The organism is Pseudomonas sp. EB271-G4-1 (genome assembly GCF_058791355.1).
The window spans coordinates 1-16591 of the sequence record NZ_JBYTEO010000058.1 but is presented as its reverse complement, the minus strand read 5'-3'; the positions used below and the strand labels follow the sequence as shown (position 1 = coordinate 16591).

Here is a 16591-nt window from a genome sequence, read left to right as displayed (position 1 = left end):
ACGACGCATGATGTGAGCCGTGCGCAACGGTGACGCGGAGCGTCACAAGATGCATTCCCACGCTGTTGGGTTAGAACATTCGTTTCGGGTCGTCGTGACGTCAAAATCGACGTGCATCCAGTACCCATCATTCGGCAGTCATAGTTCTACCGCGCTACCGCGATTTTCAGTTCCCAAGGTTTAAAACTCAGCCACAACAAGACCCCCGGTACCTGCAACGCGATCATCACTCCCAGCGACCACCGATAAGCCTCCACCGGGTGCCCTTGCCCAGATGCTGGCCACAGGTTCAGAATTTCTCCCATCAACCACTGCAAGACGAACGCCAGCACGAATACCACCAGGTTGAACGATGAACTGACCCGCCCGGCAAGCTCAGGCGACACAGACTGAGCCACGATCGCGTAGTTCATGGTGGTGGAGGTGCCGAAGAAGCTGAAACCCATAGCAATCAGTAGCGGCGATACAGGTAGGCCGCTGATCATCAGTAATTGAAATGCGATGAAGATTGAAACCCCGCCACCACACACCATGATCGGTTGCACACCAAAGCGCCGCAGGTAGTCGGTGATTGAGCCGAAGGCCAGCGAACCTGCCACCATCGCCACGGTACCCCAGAGCAGGATTTGGGCCATGCTGGACTCATCCAAATGGGCTACATCGCGTAGCCAAGGCCCCATCCATAGCGACAACACTGACATGTAGATCGCATGGGCAAATACCGAGTACAACGCCAGCCGCCAGAATACCCATGAGGAGTAAAGCGTCCCCACGGCCTTGGACATTTCGCCGAGGGTGGTGTGTTTGGGCTTGTAGGTGCGCGGCACGCTCCGATGAATGACTACGCAGACGAACAAAGTCAGCAGCGCCAGAATCAAGAACGCTTCACGCCATGTGATCCACTTGAGCAGTTCATGCAAGGGTGTGGTGGACGCCATTGCGCCCAGGCCGCCCACCGATAACAGGCATGCTGTACTCAGTGGCAGACGTTCGGCAGGCAGCCAGATGGCACACGCCTTGATCGCGCTCATCAGCGAACCAGCAACGCCTAGACCGATGAGTCCGCGACCAATGATCAGGCCCAGTTCGGTATGGGAGAAGCTGAAAATCAGCGAGCCCAACACAGCGAACAGCAACATGGGGGCCTGCACGCTGCGCGGACCGTAGCGGTCGAGCATGACACCCAGCGGAATCTGCGCTGCGGCGAACGTTAGAAAGTACACGCCGGTCAACAGGCCCAGGCTGCTGGCGGGAAGCAGCAGCTCCCGTTCCAGATCCGCATAAATCAAGGCGTTTACCGTGCGAAACAGGTAGGACACAAAATGACCTAAGCCAAAGGGGATGAATATGGTCAAGAACAGGTACAAAAACGAATGTTTGGCTTCCTGATCGGCTTTTGCACAAGAGCCTGAATTTTCATTACTCATGTCGCAAGAGCCTCGCATGTGGAAAAGGTTGTGCGTATTTCACAGCAGAAACGCCCCCGCTCTTCTTCAAGCCAAAGCTCATCAGGGCTCGGTCGCATTTCTGAGAACTTTACGTGGACAGCGTTCTTCAGCGCATTGGTGATGCCCTCCAAGGACAACGGGTTATCAAAGTCGAGGAACAGCGGTTTGGGTTCGGTATCGATCTTGACGAACGCATAACGGGGCAAACCATGATCGGCAGCCCAGGCGCGCCATTGCAGAGTGTGTTCGAGCTCGTCGACCGAGCCTTTCGGCGTTGGCATGTCATCTCTGGTAAATAACCAGGAAGCGCGCTTGTAGAGGGTGCGGCCAAACCAGACACGTCGGTGCTCGTGTTTGGTCACGGTACTGCCAGCCAAGGCGAAGCCTAGCCGGTGCATGGGAGTCGAATATACGCACAGCAAGTCTTCGTTGAACTGTCCAAGGGCGTCGACCACTTGCAGGCGATCATTCACTCGCAGCACTTGTGCCCTACCGGCAGCAAACCGCTGATTCGCCGCAACACAACCGCCACCCGATGGCAGCACCAATTGCAAGTAAGAAGACTGCAAAGGCCAGTCGATATGCGAGCGTTGATAACTGGTGGGTGAATCCGCCAGTATCAGACGAGGTTGTTGGAAAATCGCCTCTACCTGCTGATTTATCTGAGTATTGAACGGTCCGAACGGCGCGGCTACGGGTTGGCTAAGAGTATGAACTGCGGGATGCACTTCACCCACGATGATTTCATAGTCGCCGCGATTGAAGGCCTCCATCGACGCACTGGAGATCATGATATCCGGGGAGTGGTAGTCGCTGCCAAAGACCTCGAAGCCAGCTACATCCATATTGGTATCCAACAGGATGATCAGGCGTTCGATGTCCGCGTTACAAAGGTGTACTTCGGAATGCTTTGGGAGGTCCTGCAGCAGTTGCGTCCAAGCCGTTTCCAGGCGCTGATCGAGGTTCAGGATGATTTGCGCTTCAAGTGTCGGTAACAGAGGAGCAAGGGTGTTGAGCAGGTCGAGAAAATCAACCGGCTTGCCGAGGCTGACAGCCTGGCGCTGCTCCCAGACATCAACGAAAGCCACATTGAGTTGATGCGCGATGGCTTTGATCAGCCACTGATTGATGCGCATCAGCGGCGCCAGTTCTTCGTTGACGTGGCTGAGCATGGCCTGGCCGAGGCTGATGTCCATGTTTCTTGAACAATCCTCGTACACCGGGTAACGGCCGACATACATGGCGCCGGTTTCCCGGCTGAGGTCGATCCCTGCCTCGCCCAGCAGATGGTTCAAGCCCTCCAGGCATTCAGTCCGGCGCAACAGGTCGCCGTGGGCATAGTCACTGCGCAAGCCCTCCAATGCTTCAAGGCGCGCTCGCCAGACCTGGCTGAACTCATCGGATACCCGCGCGGTGGCCAAGTATCGTTGCAGCCGCACAATGGGGTTACGCTCACGAGGAGACATTTGCCAGCCGCGACGCACGATCCGTTTACTCACCAAATGTTCCAGCAGGTCGTGCAGTGTGCTGACCGCGACTTCCGAACAGACGCTCAACATCCCGACAAAAGTGGGTTCTTGACCCTTTTGCTCGCTGATGTAATGCAGTACCTGCGCGGTTTGTGGGTTGAGGCGCTGGCTTTTGCCAATCGGCATGAACAGGGTCTGTTCCTGCAAGTAGCAACCGGTATTGAGCTGCAGGGGCATGCGGTCGGTGTCTGGACATTGTTGGTTGATCTGTTCGACCAACCGTTGCACCACCCAATTCTCGAAGAGGGTGTGGCGATCCTTGATCCACACCGTGTCATCCTGGGTCAGCTGCACATTGACCATCTGGCGGGTATCGAACCTGCCCCAGGCCAATGGACCGAAAAAACTTGAGGTATCGTTCTTGGCACAGAATCGTTGCGCGTAACTCCAACCCAAACGCAGCTTCTGTTTTTTGCGGGTATCGTTTCTACCGTGCCGATCCTTGATCAGCTCACGGATGCGTGTCAACGCCGATGGGTTGGATATGAACAAGGCCTCGGCTACCGCTTCGTCGTCCAGGAAGTCGATCAGCCCTTGGCGGGCGCTCTCCAGATAGGTGTTGTACTCATGATCGGTACCTTCTCGCGCCGAGGCCCGCTCCAACAAGCCGTTCCAGCGCCGCAAAGCCTCACTCAGTGGTTCGCGCAGTGCCTGCGGCAGGTCGGAGGGTTGCAAGGCTTGGCCTTCGTTGAGTTTGCGGATGAATTTGCGGCAGGCCTGGGGTGAGTGTGAGTTGGCCTCTTCAAGCAACGTTGCCTTCAGTGCTTGCAATGAGCGGAAGTCTTGTTCAAAGGCGCGGCACAATGGCAACTCGGCGAATCGGCCCAGATTCGTCAAGTGATGAATGGGAAAACCGGTCGAGCGCAGCCAGAAGTACTGTGAGCTTTCCATGGTCTAGACCGGCATCCTAATGGCGTTGAGTTGATGAAGTTTGCCGAGCAGTGCAATGTCCTCGCCGCTTGGTTGGGCGGCTGTGGAACCCAGTATCTGCGTCAAGGTGACGAGTGACTGTGGTTGCTCAAGACATCGATAGAGATACGTCGCGCGCGGGCTTATGAGCGTGAATTTATGGCGGGTCTCAGGGGTGGGCAAATACACCAGGATGTGTTGGCTGGTTCCCTCCGGGCTGCTACGCCCCAGCAGGCTTTTATCACGCAACCACTGCGACAACGCATAGCTGCTCTGGTAAATGCGTGCACTGTCGGTGCGCTGATATTGGCCCGGCACCACGGCGCTGGCTTTCACCAGTCCGGTGTAGAGGTGCACACATTCGCGTTCAAGCCCTATCAGGTCACGAATCTGCGGGTAATCAGCGAGCTCCTGGCGCTCAAGTAGAAAGTCCAGGACCGCATCGCAATAGCCATAAACTCTTGGCCCGTAATCAAACCACTTTTGTTGACGCAGGAATGCCTTGGAAAGGGTCGGCAGATCCAGCCCGATGTTGATCAGTGCGCGCAAAGTCAGCGGGGCGCCGGTTTCCAGTGCATTGATAAAGGAGTTGACCAAGCGGAACTGATAGTTTTCGACGAACCATTTCACCCTCTCAAACTGACTGGCGTAGGTATGCAGAATAGCCCGCTCGTTATCGGGGAAGTTTTGCAGCCATTCAATCGCGCCCTGAGCTTCGTACAACTGTTGCTGCAGCATTTCATCGCGTAGCAGGCGTCGCCATAGCCTCCAGACCTGCTCAGCGTCCATGCGTCAGTTCCTGTACTGGTTTGGTGTAGTAGTTCCAGATTTTCTGAGCACGCCGCACATCGGTGACAATCATGTGTTCGTCGTTGGCGTCCATCACTCGTGTCAGCGCATGGTGGGCCTGTCCCTGGTATTCCAAGATGATCGCCGAGGGTCGGGTGCGGGACATGAGTTCCTGGTACAGGTCCCAAACAGGTTCGGGCACACACGAGTCATGCCAGTCGTGGTAAAGCCCCTCGTGCCAGCTGCCACCCGCCAGATGCACCGAGATCACCTTGTCCAATGGCAAGGTGTCGAGGTAGTCGTGCAAGTCGAAGTTTTTCAGGTTCAGATGGTTGGTGTAGATGTTGTGCAAGTCCAGGTGCAAAAAGGTGCCGGACTGCTGCACGAGCCGGGCCAAGAACTCGGCTTCACGCATTTCAGCGCCTGGGCATTGCAGGTAATAGGCGGCGTTTTCATGGGCCAATGGCATCCCATAATGCGCCTGCAAAGTCTTCGCGCGTTCGGCGCAGCGGAGCACCTCTGAATTGGAAAACTGCAGCGGGCTGCTCCAGATATCCAGCCAGGAGTTGTCGCCATAAAAACAATGGTTGGCGACCCATGGACTGTTCAGCATCTTGGCCAGGGGCACATGACGTTGCACTGCGGCGGTTTCTTCGAGAGGGCTGAAACCAAAGTCGCAGCCGTAATTGGAATGCGCCAGTAATGTGAATTTCTCAGCCAGCCGATTGATCATCGCCTGAGCCCCAGGCTTGATAATCTGCGGGCCATCCATGGGGGCCATGATGTTATCGAGAAGGATTTCCAGCACATCGACTACGATCTCCTCAAATGGAAACCAGTCCAGGATTTCGGGGTTGTACTGGATACCCACACCAATTGGTTCGGGCTTAACGAAGTGAGCCATGTGGTTGCCCAGTCTGAGGAAGGGGGCGGCTCCCTCGACGTAAAGCCGAGGAGGCGCGGAGCGATCAGGCGAAAACTTTGCTTTCGATGATTTCGATATCGTCGAGGTCGAACTCCTCGAACGGCATATCGTTGAGGGCTTGCGGCGTGATGCTGGCAGTGGGGTCGGTGGTAAGTTCATCCGTGTTGGCGATAGCCGGGGTCACTGTAGGTTGGGTCATGACATCATCCTTATGGGTGGTTGAAAAGGCGAATCAGGGTGGCTGCGGTGAGGCACCAGGCGATTACCCAGCCCAGGCAGGTCAACAGGAATGTGCTCCAGTAGAGCCTGCGCAATGCAGGGGAAACCGCTTCCAGCGGCGCGGTGCGCCAATGGCGCTTTACATAGTTGAAAGCACGTTGGCGCAGACGCGGTTGCCCGAGAACCTCGGTAATAGCCAGGTACGTGTCGCCATTGAAGATGGGCAGCAGCGTCGGAATGAGGGAAATAAACGAAGCCACGATCATCACCACAAAAAGACCGGGCAAAACCCCTTGGGTGTCACGGAACATCGCCCACAGGACAATGCTCACGCCTGCATACTGGAGGCTGACCAAGGGGCCTGCCAGAATGGTGATCACCCGTTGGTTCAGTGGCAGCTGCGACCATTGCGCCTGTACCGGACGTACCCAGCCGGTGGCCAGCAACAAGTAGATGCCGATTCCGAAATCGTTGACCTTGACCCCATAGTGACGACAGGCCAATGCGTGCCCCAGTTCGTGAAGGGCGATAGAAGTCAAAATGACCGGGAAGTGCCAGAGCAACCAGCGGTAGCTGTGGATATAGGTCTCGCCAGCATCGGCCATGAACGTACTGAAGTGCACGCCCAGGTATACGAAACTCGCTAGGGCCAATGCCAGTAACGGCAAAATGAATGCCGCGCGGCAGCACCAGGGCGCCAACCGGTAAATATGATCGAGCAGTGGCTGCGGGTTGGTTTTCACCAGGTTAATCAGCAAATACTCTTTCAGCGGGCCGTAGGTTATGCCCGTGGCTGGGTCACGCAGGTCCTTTTTATGAGCGGTTTGATCGCTGCTCAGCAGTTTCAGTTTGAGCAGTTTGCGCTCGAACTGCGCAAGCTTCTCAGGGCTTACCTTGATTCGATACTGAACAAGGGCGGCGTCGGCGATCTCTGGAAGGCTTCGCTGACCAGTGAAGAGCAAAGCAAGCGAGTACTCGGCCTTGCCCAGTTCAAAGCCGATATCGTTACTGGGATCGTAGAGGTTATAGCGCCAAGTGACCGAGTCTGCTGGCAGTGGCGTCACAACCAGGTCATCCCTAAAGCAGGAATGAGCTTGGGCGCTCGAGTTTTCGAGAGCATGGACCGAGGTACTCATGCGCGAGCTCGCAACGCAAGGAGGCTTGGCATGTAAGTTTTCTGAAGGGCCATGCGGCCTTGGGTCTTAATGCTTTCGAGGTGCTCATTAGCACGCTGGGTAGAGGCTCGCCCCAGTACGAACACCGCCCCCGGCCGAGTGGGCCCGCATATGGGCTCACGGGTGGTCCGGATCGGTTCCCAACCATGCTGGCACATCAGGTACTCGATGCTGCTGGCACTCAAATAACGACGATGGTTATGGGTTAGAAACCCTTGTTCGATGCCATAACCCAGCGCGCGACCTTCAATCAACAGCAACCCATCCTCGGCACTGGCCCGTCGGCAAAGTTGCATGACTCGGTTGACATCATGAACATGTTCCAAAGAACCATTTATGATGATCAGGTTGTAATCACCACTGGGGCTCATACGTTCGGCCCCCACCAGATCGATGTCCAGGCCGATATTTTTGCCGTATTCTACATAGGCCCGGTCGGGATCATTGCCTCTTACTGTCCATCCCCGTTTCGCGAAGGGAATCATCAGGCCGCCGGAAGAACAGCCGACATCAAGCATTTTGCCTTTGGCGGGAAGCACATCCTGCAAGTACCGGCAAAGGTGTTCGCCGCGGCGTACCTGGTCCAGAAAGAACGCGCGCTCAGGTCCCGTATTGCCGAACAGGCTCAGGCGGTAGTATTTGTCGTAGTAAGCGTCGTAGAAAGCTTGATCGAAGCGGTATTGTTGGAAAATATGGCCGCAGTCCTGGCAACCGAGTACTGGCAATGCCACAGTTTGGTCACCGGGCCCTTGGACGCTTTCCAGTAAAACCCAATGGTCTTTGGAATTGCACAATTCGCAATTCATTTTCTGCGCACGAAACGTGTCTGGCATCTGCAGAAGTTGCAAATATTCTTGTTCTATGGTTGCGTTCATGATCACGTTCCGGTCACTTGATGCAGAAGAATCCTTCAAAGCAAATGTATTTGAAAACACTGGTTATATCCCTGAAGCCGGCACGAGATAACATGTCGATATTTCCCATCGTGGAAAAAGGCTCCAGTACACCTTTCAAACTTCTGGTTTTTGCCAGGATTTCATCGGCGCTATAGCCTTGGTCCCGCTTATAATCTACATACAGGCTGCTGAGGATGTCTTGAAAGCGTGCGTCTGGACCACGTACTTTTTCAAACATGATAAAACTACCACCCCAATTCAAGGACTCATAAATGCGATCGAACAAGGCTTGGCGAATGCGCGGGTGTACAAACTGGATAGTGTAATACGCAACTATCAGATCGCTTTTTTCATAGGGGAAACTCAGAATATCATCGGTGATGAAACTGACATTGTGCTGTGGCGATACGCTTAAAAGTTCATTCGCCTTGCGGGTCATGGCTTCTTCCACATCAATGCCCACCCACTTCGCCGATGCGAAATGGCGTTGTGCAAGTTGCCGAGTTAAGGTGCCGGTGGAACTGCCAAGTTCGTAGCAGGTGCTATCGGTTTTTACAAAAAAGTCGCTGAGCGACAGCACGATATCGTGTCCGTCCTTGTATTTGGGTACGGATTTCGATACATGGGTGTCAAAGTGTTCAGGTGTCGTGCCTCCGAAACTCCATGAGGCATTACTGGACTCTACACCATCACCAACGGTTTCATAGAGAGTGCCAAGAGAGGTCGTTAGGGCAGACATGTATGTCAAATCCTTGTGCGATAGTATTAGCGCGCATTAGTGCAACTGAATTTTTTGCTCAAGTAGAGGCTATCCAGTTCTAATCAGTGTGTCATCATCATATTTGTGGGAAATAAATGTTTATTTTGTAGGGGATTTCCCAAAGCGTTCCATATAGGCGCATTAAGTAAAGGGTGTTGTGATCTGCCGCTGTTCCGTAATGTATTTAACACCTTGGTATTGGTGAAGGGGAACGTCAGAGTTCGACTGGTACAATCTGTGCTTAATGAAGCGGACAAAATCGAGGGCGCGCGGACTTCCTGCGACCAATCTACAGGGACAAGCGCCACCCCCCCCTAGTCCACTTTGACGATGAGCCCATCCCCCCGCACCCCCGATCATGGGGCTGCACTCCGCCAGCGCACCCTGCGTGGTCGGCGGTTCTTTCCTGACCTCAGCTAATGGCATAACAACAATGACGGCTCAAGTTCAGTCTCAGACCCACTACGACGTGATCATCGTCGGTTCGGGTGCAGGTGCGATGACTTCGGCGGTATTCCTCGCCGACCAGGGTTTCAGTGTGCTGGTGGTGGAGAAAAGCAACCAGTACGGCGGCACCTCGGCGATCTCCGGAGGCGGTATCTGGATTCCCAACAACCACTATTTCGCGCGCATGAAGGGCAACGACAGCTACGCCACCGCCCTGACTTACCTGAAGGCGGCAGCGGGCGAGCATGTCGGTGAAACGCGCCTGCGTGCCTACCTGGACAATGCGCCGAAGATGATCGAGCAGCTCACCCGTATCAGCCGGGTGCGCTACGCCGTGGCGGCCAAATACCCTGATTATTATCCGCACCTGCCGGGGGCTTTGCCCGGTGGGCGGACCCTGGATCCGGAGTTGTTCGACACCAGTCTGCTGGGTGAGGAACTGGCAAACCTGCGCAAGCCTTCGCCTTCGACCCTGCTGATGGGGCGCATCGCCTGGACGGCGCGCGATGCGCACAAGGCCATGGCCCGTAGCTTCGGCTGGCGCCTGCTGATCATGAAGCTGATGCTGCGCTACAAGCTGGACTTCAAATGGCGGCGCAAGAGCAAGATGGATCGTCGCGCGTCCTTGGGCAGTTCGTTGGTGGCGTCTTTGCGCCGCTCGTTGATGGACCGCAACGTGCCGCTTTGGCTCAACACCGATTTCTGCGGCCTGGTCACCGATAACGGTCGGGTCAGCGGCGTCACCGTGCGCCGTGACGGTGCCGAACTGCAACTGCAGGCACGCCACGGTGTGATCCTGGCCTCCGGTGGCTTCGAACAGAACCAGGCCCTGCGTGACCAGTACCTGCCCAAGCCAACCCGCAAGGCCTGGAGCGCGACACCGCCCGGCAACAACACCGGCGCGGCCCTGGAAGCCGGCATGGCCCAGGGCGCGGCCACCGCGCTGATGGATTGGGCCTGGTGGGCGCCGACCATTGCCGTACCGGGAGAAGACAAACCCCGGGGGATTTTTGCCGAGCGTGCGTTCCCCGGCGCCATCGTGGTTAACGGCCTGGGGCAACGCTTTGTCAACGAAGCCGCGCCTTATCTGGAATTTGTCGATGCCATGCATCAAGACAACCAGAAAACCGGCGGCAAGTCGGTACCGGCCTGGGTGATCTTCGACGCGCATTTCCGTTTCAACTATGCCATGGGGCCGTTGATGCCAGGGCAGATCATGCCCGACAGCCGCCTGCGCAAGGAGTGGCTCAATAACCTGTATTGGAAGGCCGACACTGTGGCTGGCCTGGCCCGACAGATCGGCGTCGACAGCCTCGGTCTGGAAGCCACCGTGGCCAAGGTCAACGACTATGCAGGCTCCGGTGTGGACCTCGACTTCGACCGTGGTGGCAATGTCTTCGATCGCTACTACGGTGACAGCAACATCAAGCCCAACCCGTGCCTGGCGCCCCTGCGCAAAGGCCCGTACTACGCCATGCGCCTGGACGCCGGGGACATCGGCACCAAGGGCGGCCTGTTGACCAACGAGCATGCCCAGGTGGTGCGCGAAGATGGCACCGCCATCGCCGGCTTGTACGCCATTGGCAACTGCTCGGCGTCGGTGATGGGCACCAGCTATCCGGGAGCGGGTGGCACCCTGGGGCCGGCGATGACCTTCGGCTATGTCGCCGCCAATCACCTGGCTAGCCAGCGTTAGGAGGGGCTATGTCAATGTCCGATAACCTCCCCAGCACCGATGTGCTGCCGCCCCTGCAAGTAACCGATGGCAGCAGTGTGGACTGGGACGAACGTTGCGACGTGCTGGTCGTCGGCTGGGGCGCGGCCGGTGCCTGCGCCGCGCTGGAAGCTCGGGCCCAGGGGGCCAACGTGCTGATCGCTGACCGCTTCACCGGCGGCGGCGCCAGCGCCAAGAGTGGCGGGGTGGTCTACGCCGGTGGCGGTACGCGTCATCAACAGGCCGCGGGCTTCAACGACAGCCCCGAAGCCATGTTCGATTACCTCAAGCACGAAACCGGGGGCGTGGTGAGCGATGACACTTTGCGGCGCTTCTGCGCCGACAGTGTGAGCAACCTCGAGTGGCTGGAAAGCCACGGCGCGCCCTATGCCCACCAGATGCCACCCGGCGGGGGAAAGACTTCGTACCCGCCCGACGGCTACTTCCTCTATTACTCGGGCAACGAATTGGTGCCCGACCACGGCGGCCCCTTGCCGCCTGCACCACGAGGGCATCGCACCGTGGGCAAAGGGCAGGGCGGCGCGGTGCTTTTTGCCCACCTGAAGGCAGCGTGCCTGAAGGCCGGAGCGAAAACGCTGTTGCAGGCGGCGGCGCGACGACTGCTGGTCGACCCCCGGGGGCGGGTACTGGGTGCCGAGTTTTGGTGTATGCCCGAAGGCAGCAAGCAAGCCCAGTTGCACGCACGACTGTCCGCCCGCGCCGAACGCCTGCAGAACTTCGCGCCGGGCTATTGCAACAAATTGCGCAAGAAGGTCTGCCAGCTGGAACGGGATTTCGCCAGGCCCCTTCGGGTGCAGGCACGCCATGGCGTGATCCTGAGCACCGGCGGCTTCATCTTCAATCGCCAGTTGCTCGAACAGCACGCACCGAAGTTCCGGCGCAACTTCAAGGTCGGCGCCACCGGTTGCGATGGCAGCGGCTTGCGCCTGGGCGCCAGTGTCGGCGGCCAGGGCTCGGGGCTTGAGCGGGTATCGGCATGGCGCTTCATCAACCCGCCGTACAGTTGGCACAAGGGCATCGTGGTCAATCGCGAGGGCCGGCGCTTCTGCAATGAAGAAGTCTACGGCGCCACCCTCGGGCAACCGTTGATGGAAGAGCAGGGCGGCAAGGCATGGCTGGTGCTGGACGCGCCGTTGCGCAAGAAAGCCATCCGCGAAGCGCTGTTCGGCGGCTACTGGTGGTTCCAGAGTTTTCCGGCCTTGGCGCTGATGCTGTTCAAGGTGCGCAAGGGCAAGAGCCTGAGCGAGTTGGCCAGTGCGACCGCCATGGACCCCGCCGTACTGCGTGCGTCGGTGCTGGCCGCCAACGCCGCCGCCCGTGGCGAAGCGCCGGAGCCATTCGGCAAGTCCGAGGGCGGTCGCCAGGTGCTTGAGCAGGGGCCTTTCTATGCCTGCGATATCTCCGTGACCAATCCGGTCTTCCCCCTGGGCGCCCTGACCCTGGGCGGCTTGCGCGTGGATGAGCGCAGCGGCGCGGTGCTGGACCAACACGGGCAAGCCATCAGTGGCCTGTACGCCGCCGGCCGCAGCGCGTTGGGCATTCCCTCGCACCTGTACATCAGTGGCTTGTCCCTGGCCGACTGCGTGTTCTCCGGTCGACGAGCCGGTGCCGCTGTCGCGCGCACCAAGCAAGCCGAAACGATCCATACACACGAGATGACATGATGACCGACAACAAGAATGGCCGGGTTCACGGCAAGGTCGCGCTGGTCACCGGCGGCGCCAAGGGCATCGGCGCCGCGAGCGTGCGGCTGCTCGCGGCCGAGGGCGCCCAGGTGCTGATCAGCGACCTGGACGTCGAGGCAGGTCAGGCCCTGGCGATGGAGATCGGACCGACTGCAGCCTTCATCCGTCACGACGTCAGCAGCGAAGCTGAGTGGCGCCAGGTCATCGACCATGTGCGCGAGCGCTACGGTCGCCTGGACATCCTGGTCAACAATGCCGGCATCCTCATCGCCGGCTCGATCCAGGAAACCACCCTGGCGGACTGGCACAAGATGCTGCGAGTCAATGCCGACAGCGTGTTCCTGGGCTGCCGCGAAGGCATCGCGTTGATGAAGGACAGCGGTGGTTCGATCATCAACCTCTCATCCATCGCGGCCCTCGCCGGGCGCGACGACTACCTGGCCTACAGCGCCTCCAAAGGCGCGGTGGCGGCGTTGTCGCGTTCGGTGGCAGCGCTTTGCCGACGGCGCAAATTCCGCATCCGCTGCAACACCCTGCACCCCGACGGCGTCCTCACCGACATGACCCGCGCCAGCTTCCCCCAAGGCGTCGACCCGAACCGCCTGACCATCGACAGCGACCCGATGAACCGTATGTGCCTGCCGGAGGATGTGGCGGCCAGCGTGCTGTTCCTGGCCAGCGATGAGGCGCGGGCGATCAATGGTGTGGAGTTGCGCGTTGATAGTGGGCAGATGGTGATGGGTATCTAGCGGCTCATGTGGCCACCGTAGGAGCCAGCGGTGCGGCGATCCGACTTGCCGGCGAACGCGACGCCGCGATGCATTTGCCGCACCGCCTCATCGTTCTTCGCGGGCAAGTCGGATGGCCGTCTGCTTGCTCCCATTCACCTATTTCAAAGTGCTGATACCGGCATCAACACCGTGCCCCACAGCCCAGTCGCACCACCGCCGCCACTGAAGATGAATTGCGGTCCAATGCCACGCGCAATCGCCTGCGTTCCAGTCGCGACAGCTAGCCAAGGCGATATGCAGCCTGGATGACCCAGCATTGCATCGAGGTTGCTCAACCCAGTCTTGTTGACCGGCATAAGGACTTCACTCAGTACGCTCGCGACAGCGACAGCCCGTTGCGCATCGATGCCCACTCGCCAAACCCGCTCGATCGATGTCGATTCAAGCGGCACCCAATCAAGGGCCTGGCGCGTGGCATAAAGAAGGTCATCGGAGGAGGGCGTGCGCTCCTGCTCCGGGCGGTGAAGATAGGCGATTGGCGCTAAGGTGGTCTGCGTCAGGCGGTTGCCAAACAACAACCCGACGGCGGCTTCCGCCGTGCCTTCAGGCTGCTGCGGTGCAAACTGCACGGCCACCACCAGCAGCAACGCCCGATCGCGGATACGCCGGTCGAGCCACTGGTCCAGTGCAGTCAGTCCGCCGCCATCGACAGGGGTGACGGGCTGGCGAATACCGGATTCGCGCCACGCTTGTTGCCAGACTCGGCGCCACTGGTTCTCCGGCAAACCGGTATCGACGTCCAGCAACAGGGCCAGTGGTTGATCAGCAGGCAACTGCGCCAAAGTGGGCGCCAGGTCGGCGAGCGTCTGTGCCCATATACTCAGCAATAGCGCTTCCGGATTTTCATCGGCATCGCAAGATAAACAACTATGGCGAAGTATTGCTCCATCCATTCTGGAGGCTTGGGACTTCAGCGCATTCGCTCCACTCAGCAGAGCCTCCAGTTGTATTGACGGTTCATCGCCAGGCTGCCGAAGCGCCGTCTGCAAACTCACGCCCAACACCTGTTGCGAGCGACGCCCTTGACGAATCTTTCGGGTCAGGTCTTCTTCACGCGCTTCATCCCAACCTTTGGCGGCACCATGCTCGCCAACGTATAACATCGCTCGCCCGAAACCCAGCACGCACCAGGCCAGGATTGGAAAGACCAAGGCCGCGCGCCAGAACTCCGCAGGCCGTTGAGGTAAGGTTTCATCGCCGAACAACAGCGTTCCTCCTGTGCCCAGCAAACAGAACAGCATCAGCAGGCCGAGCCAAAGTAAAAATCGAGGAGGTTGAGGGCACAGTGCGGGAGCAGGAATTTTGTCCAGTCTGATTGGCATAACTTCACCGGTTCACTGAAAAATTTATTGACCTACACTGCGCCCACTTCTTAATTATCTTCACCTTTGTTTGGTATAAAACCCTGCACCATCCGGCCGTCGTATCCTCCACTAGAACTCTGTCCCCTTTGATTAAATACATCTTGCTTGAATACTCCGGCAACGGCTCCGAACCGCCATCATGAAGAAATGTTTTTTCCATGATGGTGCCTGTGACTTTTTCGTCAGCAACGACGGTGCGAAACAAGGGCGAAGCAATTGCAGACTCAATACTTTTCTTATCTTTGTACGGGTACATATATGTTGATTGTCCGTGCTCGTCAATAGTATCCCCACCTATATCAAAAAAACGAGTGCGCTTTTGATCGGGAAGTAGAGAGTCTCCCTCCCACCTAAAAACACTGACGCTGTAAATATCACTCACGGAGTCCCACGATTTTGGCGCTTCCATGCGGTGAATAATAAATAGCGTTTCTTCGAACTTCCCTTCAGCTGTAAAGAAAAATGCGTCGGTGATTGTTCCTTCCGTGCCCGCATATGGGAATTGAAAAATAAGTTTCGGTTTTTTAGATGGGGCGACTGAGTAAAGAGATATCTCGTCTGGATCGCTAGATAACTTTTTTTCGGCTCGAACATCTGATTTCGTGTAGGCGAAACATATGTCCAATCCATTTGTGCTCATGGATTTATAAGCTTCCCGAAGACCAACGTTGCTGCACTTTTCATTGCTTGCGAAAGCGGTCGATCCAAAGAAAAAACTTAGAAGTAAAATTAATTTAATCATTTCGCTTGCACCTACTATCAAAATTTGCATTAAATTTTTCAGTTATGTCCCGCTTGTATTTTTGGCGTTCTGACAAACCTGCCAACCCGATATTTATGGGGCGAGTCACCGCAGTAACACCTGCATCCCCATTTAGGGTCGGATCCTCCGCAATTGCGGATATGCGCCTTGCCTTCCAGAACCACAGTGCTGTTTCTATAGCGACGGCGAAATCTTTTTCCAATAGCTCTGGATTAGAGTCAATCGGTAGACCTGTGTCTTTGGCGCATTTCTTATAGGTTTCATAGTGAGTGAGATGGATTAACCCTCGCCCCCTGAAGTCTTTCCCTGGCTTTTCAGAATTGCCATAACAATGCAATCCGTAAGCTACATCGTTACCAATAAGATGCTCATCTATCCAGGCTAGTTTTTCTTCTTCACTTGAGAAAGAAAGCCCTTTTCTGGAGAATCCCGCATTTATTACAGTCGGAGACAGTCTGTAAAGTCTGGCGGCAGTGTATGTCCTCCTAGAGTAGTTTAGCGACTCTCTAAAATGTACAAACCCACCAGTCTCTTTTTTTGCTTGTGCTAATAGGTGGGTGATTTGCTCGCAACTGTCTAATCCGTACTTTTTGAACAAGTGTTTAGCTGCATCGACCATCGCACTGATAAAAAGCGGGTTTACTTCGTTGCCGCATATTTCGCTCAAAAAATCACTCGTTAATTTGAGCGTAACACCGCATATTTTGCAGCTCAGCATTCCGTTTACGGTGTTCGCGAAGTGACCAAGCATCCCAATCGGATGAAAGTGATAGGCACTCCCCCACGAAGGCAATCCCACCTTTTCCGCGACGTCCCTCCACCACCCCAGCTCTGCAATCCGCTGCTTCTCCGCGAGCCAGTTCAAGTGCGGCGTCGAGCCGCTATGACCAAGCAACTCATCCAACGCATCCCAGATCTTCGGCTGCTCAAACCACTCGCTTTCCTTGTACAGGATCATCTGCGAGATCGACTGCGCATGCGCCGGCAGCTCAAGGGCCGCTTGCAGTTCAGCGGCAGTCATCTTGCCGTCGCGGTTGCGATCGATGATCGCGTACAAGCGGTTTTTCATCGGGCCCTTGTCGTCCTTTTCGGCGATGGGGCGATAACGCTCGCGTTGTGCGTCGCTGAAGCCGCCGACGGCGCTGAGAAAAGAAGC

14 protein-coding genes are annotated in these 16591 nt (G+C 56.9%); 3 read left to right on the top strand and 11 right to left on the bottom strand.

Annotated features, from left to right (window positions below; genetic code table 11):
- Positions 1–146: 146 nt before the first annotated feature.
- The 8 genes from AC3WWR_RS24180 to AC3WWR_RS24145 all read right to left on the bottom strand — a co-directional run bounded on the left by AC3WWR_RS24180 (position 147) and on the right by AC3WWR_RS24145 (position 8629).
- The gene (locus AC3WWR_RS24180) at positions 147–1427 is read right to left on the bottom strand and encodes an MFS transporter (RefSeq protein ID WP_020797520.1); all 1281 of its coding nucleotides are present in this window, start codon (positions 1425–1427) and stop codon (positions 147–149) included.
- On the bottom strand, positions 1424–3868 hold the full coding sequence (locus AC3WWR_RS24175) for a lantibiotic dehydratase (protein ID WP_020797521.1): 2445 nt from the start codon (positions 3866–3868) through the stop codon (positions 1424–1426). Before AC3WWR_RS24175 ends, AC3WWR_RS24180 begins: the two co-directional genes overlap by 4 nt.
- 3 nt (positions 3869–3871) lie before the next feature.
- The gene (tglI, locus tag AC3WWR_RS24170; RefSeq protein ID WP_020797522.1) at positions 3872–4675 is read right to left on the bottom strand and encodes a peptidyl (S)-2-mercaptoglycine synthase subunit TglI; all 804 of its coding nucleotides are present in this window, start codon (positions 4673–4675) and stop codon (positions 3872–3874) included.
- A complete protein-coding gene (gene tglH / locus AC3WWR_RS24165) occupies positions 4665–5579 on the bottom strand; it encodes a peptidyl (S)-2-mercaptoglycine synthase subunit TglH (RefSeq protein WP_020797523.1) in 915 nt (304 codons plus the stop codon). Before tglH ends, tglI begins: the two co-directional genes overlap by 11 nt.
- Positions 5580–5643: 64 nt before the next feature.
- A complete protein-coding gene (gene tglA, locus AC3WWR_RS24160; RefSeq protein WP_020797524.1) occupies positions 5644–5799 on the bottom strand; it encodes a 3-thiaglutamate biosynthesis pearlin carrier peptide TglA in 156 nt (51 codons plus the stop codon).
- Between the two features lie 10 nt (positions 5800–5809).
- Positions 5810–6883: a M50 family metallopeptidase gene (locus AC3WWR_RS24155; RefSeq protein ID WP_020797525.1), complete on the bottom strand. Its 1074-nt coding sequence runs from the start codon at positions 6881–6883 to the stop codon at positions 5810–5812.
- 68 nt (positions 6884–6951) lie between these two features.
- Positions 6952–7869 carry a class I SAM-dependent methyltransferase gene (locus AC3WWR_RS24150; protein ID WP_050511616.1) on the bottom strand — a complete coding sequence of 306 codons (918 nt, stop codon included), beginning with the start codon at positions 7867–7869 and terminating at the stop codon, positions 6952–6954.
- A 13-nt stretch (positions 7870–7882) separates the two neighbouring features.
- Positions 7883–8629 (bottom strand): methyltransferase domain-containing protein, encoded by a 747-nt coding sequence (locus AC3WWR_RS24145; RefSeq protein ID WP_083349432.1) that lies wholly within the window; start codon positions 8627–8629, stop codon positions 7883–7885.
- 454 nt (positions 8630–9083) lie between these two features.
- Between AC3WWR_RS24145 and AC3WWR_RS24140 the strand changes: the two genes are divergently transcribed.
- From AC3WWR_RS24140 to AC3WWR_RS24130, 3 genes are read left to right on the top strand one after another with little or no spacing between them, the layout of a single operon-like run.
- Positions 9084–10793 carry an FAD-binding protein gene (locus tag AC3WWR_RS24140; protein ID WP_020797528.1) on the top strand — a complete coding sequence of 570 codons (1710 nt, stop codon included), beginning with the start codon at positions 9084–9086 and terminating at the stop codon, positions 10791–10793.
- An 8-nt stretch (positions 10794–10801) separates the two neighbouring features.
- The gene (locus AC3WWR_RS24135) at positions 10802–12496 is read left to right on the top strand and encodes an FAD-binding protein (RefSeq protein ID WP_492599136.1); all 1695 of its coding nucleotides are present in this window, start codon (positions 10802–10804) and stop codon (positions 12494–12496) included.
- Positions 12493–13266 carry an SDR family oxidoreductase gene (locus AC3WWR_RS24130; RefSeq protein ID WP_492599135.1) on the top strand — a complete coding sequence of 258 codons (774 nt, stop codon included), beginning with the start codon at positions 12493–12495 and terminating at the stop codon, positions 13264–13266. Before AC3WWR_RS24135 ends, AC3WWR_RS24130 begins: the two co-directional genes overlap by 4 nt.
- A 143-nt stretch (positions 13267–13409) precedes the next feature.
- Here AC3WWR_RS24130 and AC3WWR_RS24125 read toward each other — a convergent pair whose 3' ends face one another.
- From AC3WWR_RS24125 to AC3WWR_RS24115, 3 genes are all read right to left on the bottom strand, one after another.
- The gene (locus tag AC3WWR_RS24125; protein ID WP_492599134.1) at positions 13410–14513 is read right to left on the bottom strand and encodes a hypothetical protein; all 1104 of its coding nucleotides are present in this window, start codon (positions 14511–14513) and stop codon (positions 13410–13412) included.
- A 121-nt stretch (positions 14514–14634) separates the two neighbouring features.
- Positions 14635–15414, bottom strand: coding sequence for a hypothetical protein (locus AC3WWR_RS24120; RefSeq protein ID WP_042955362.1), 780 nt, complete (start codon positions 15412–15414; stop codon positions 14635–14637).
- On the bottom strand, positions 15407–16591 hold a 1185-nt coding region (locus tag AC3WWR_RS24115), incomplete at its 5' end, for a glycoside hydrolase family 19 protein (RefSeq protein ID WP_492599133.1). The genes AC3WWR_RS24120 and AC3WWR_RS24115, both read right to left, overlap by 8 nt.

Excerpts from the sequence above, each read along its gene's own strand:
- AC3WWR_RS24180 (WP_020797520.1), bottom strand. The coding sequence starts at position 1,427 with ATGAGTAATGAAAATTCAGGCTCTTGTGCAAAAGCCGATCAGGAAGCC.
- AC3WWR_RS24175 (WP_020797521.1), bottom strand. The coding sequence starts at position 3,868 with ATGGAAAGCTCACAGTACTTCTGGCTGCGCTCGACCGGTTTTCCCATT.
- tglI (WP_020797522.1), bottom strand. The coding sequence starts at position 4,675 with ATGGACGCTGAGCAGGTCTGGAGGCTATGGCGACGCCTGCTACGCGAT.
- tglH (WP_020797523.1), bottom strand. The coding sequence starts at position 5,579 with ATGGCTCACTTCGTTAAGCCCGAACCAATTGGTGTGGGTATCCAGTAC.
- tglA (WP_020797524.1), bottom strand. The coding sequence starts at position 5,799 with ATGACCCAACCTACAGTGACCCCGGCTATCGCCAACACGGATGAACTT.
- AC3WWR_RS24150 (WP_050511616.1), bottom strand. The coding sequence starts at position 7,869 with ATGAACGCAACCATAGAACAAGAATATTTGCAACTTCTGCAGATGCCA.
- AC3WWR_RS24145 (WP_083349432.1), bottom strand. The coding sequence starts at position 8,629 with ATGTCTGCCCTAACGACCTCTCTTGGCACTCTCTATGAAACCGTTGGT.
- AC3WWR_RS24140 (WP_020797528.1), top strand. The coding sequence starts at position 9,084 with ATGACGGCTCAAGTTCAGTCTCAGACCCACTACGACGTGATCATCGTC.
- AC3WWR_RS24135 (WP_492599136.1), top strand. The coding sequence starts at position 10,802 with ATGTCAATGTCCGATAACCTCCCCAGCACCGATGTGCTGCCGCCCCTG.
- AC3WWR_RS24130 (WP_492599135.1), top strand. The coding sequence starts at position 12,493 with ATGATGACCGACAACAAGAATGGCCGGGTTCACGGCAAGGTCGCGCTG.
- AC3WWR_RS24120 (WP_042955362.1), bottom strand. The coding sequence starts at position 15,414 with ATGATTAAATTAATTTTACTTCTAAGTTTTTTCTTTGGATCGACCGCT.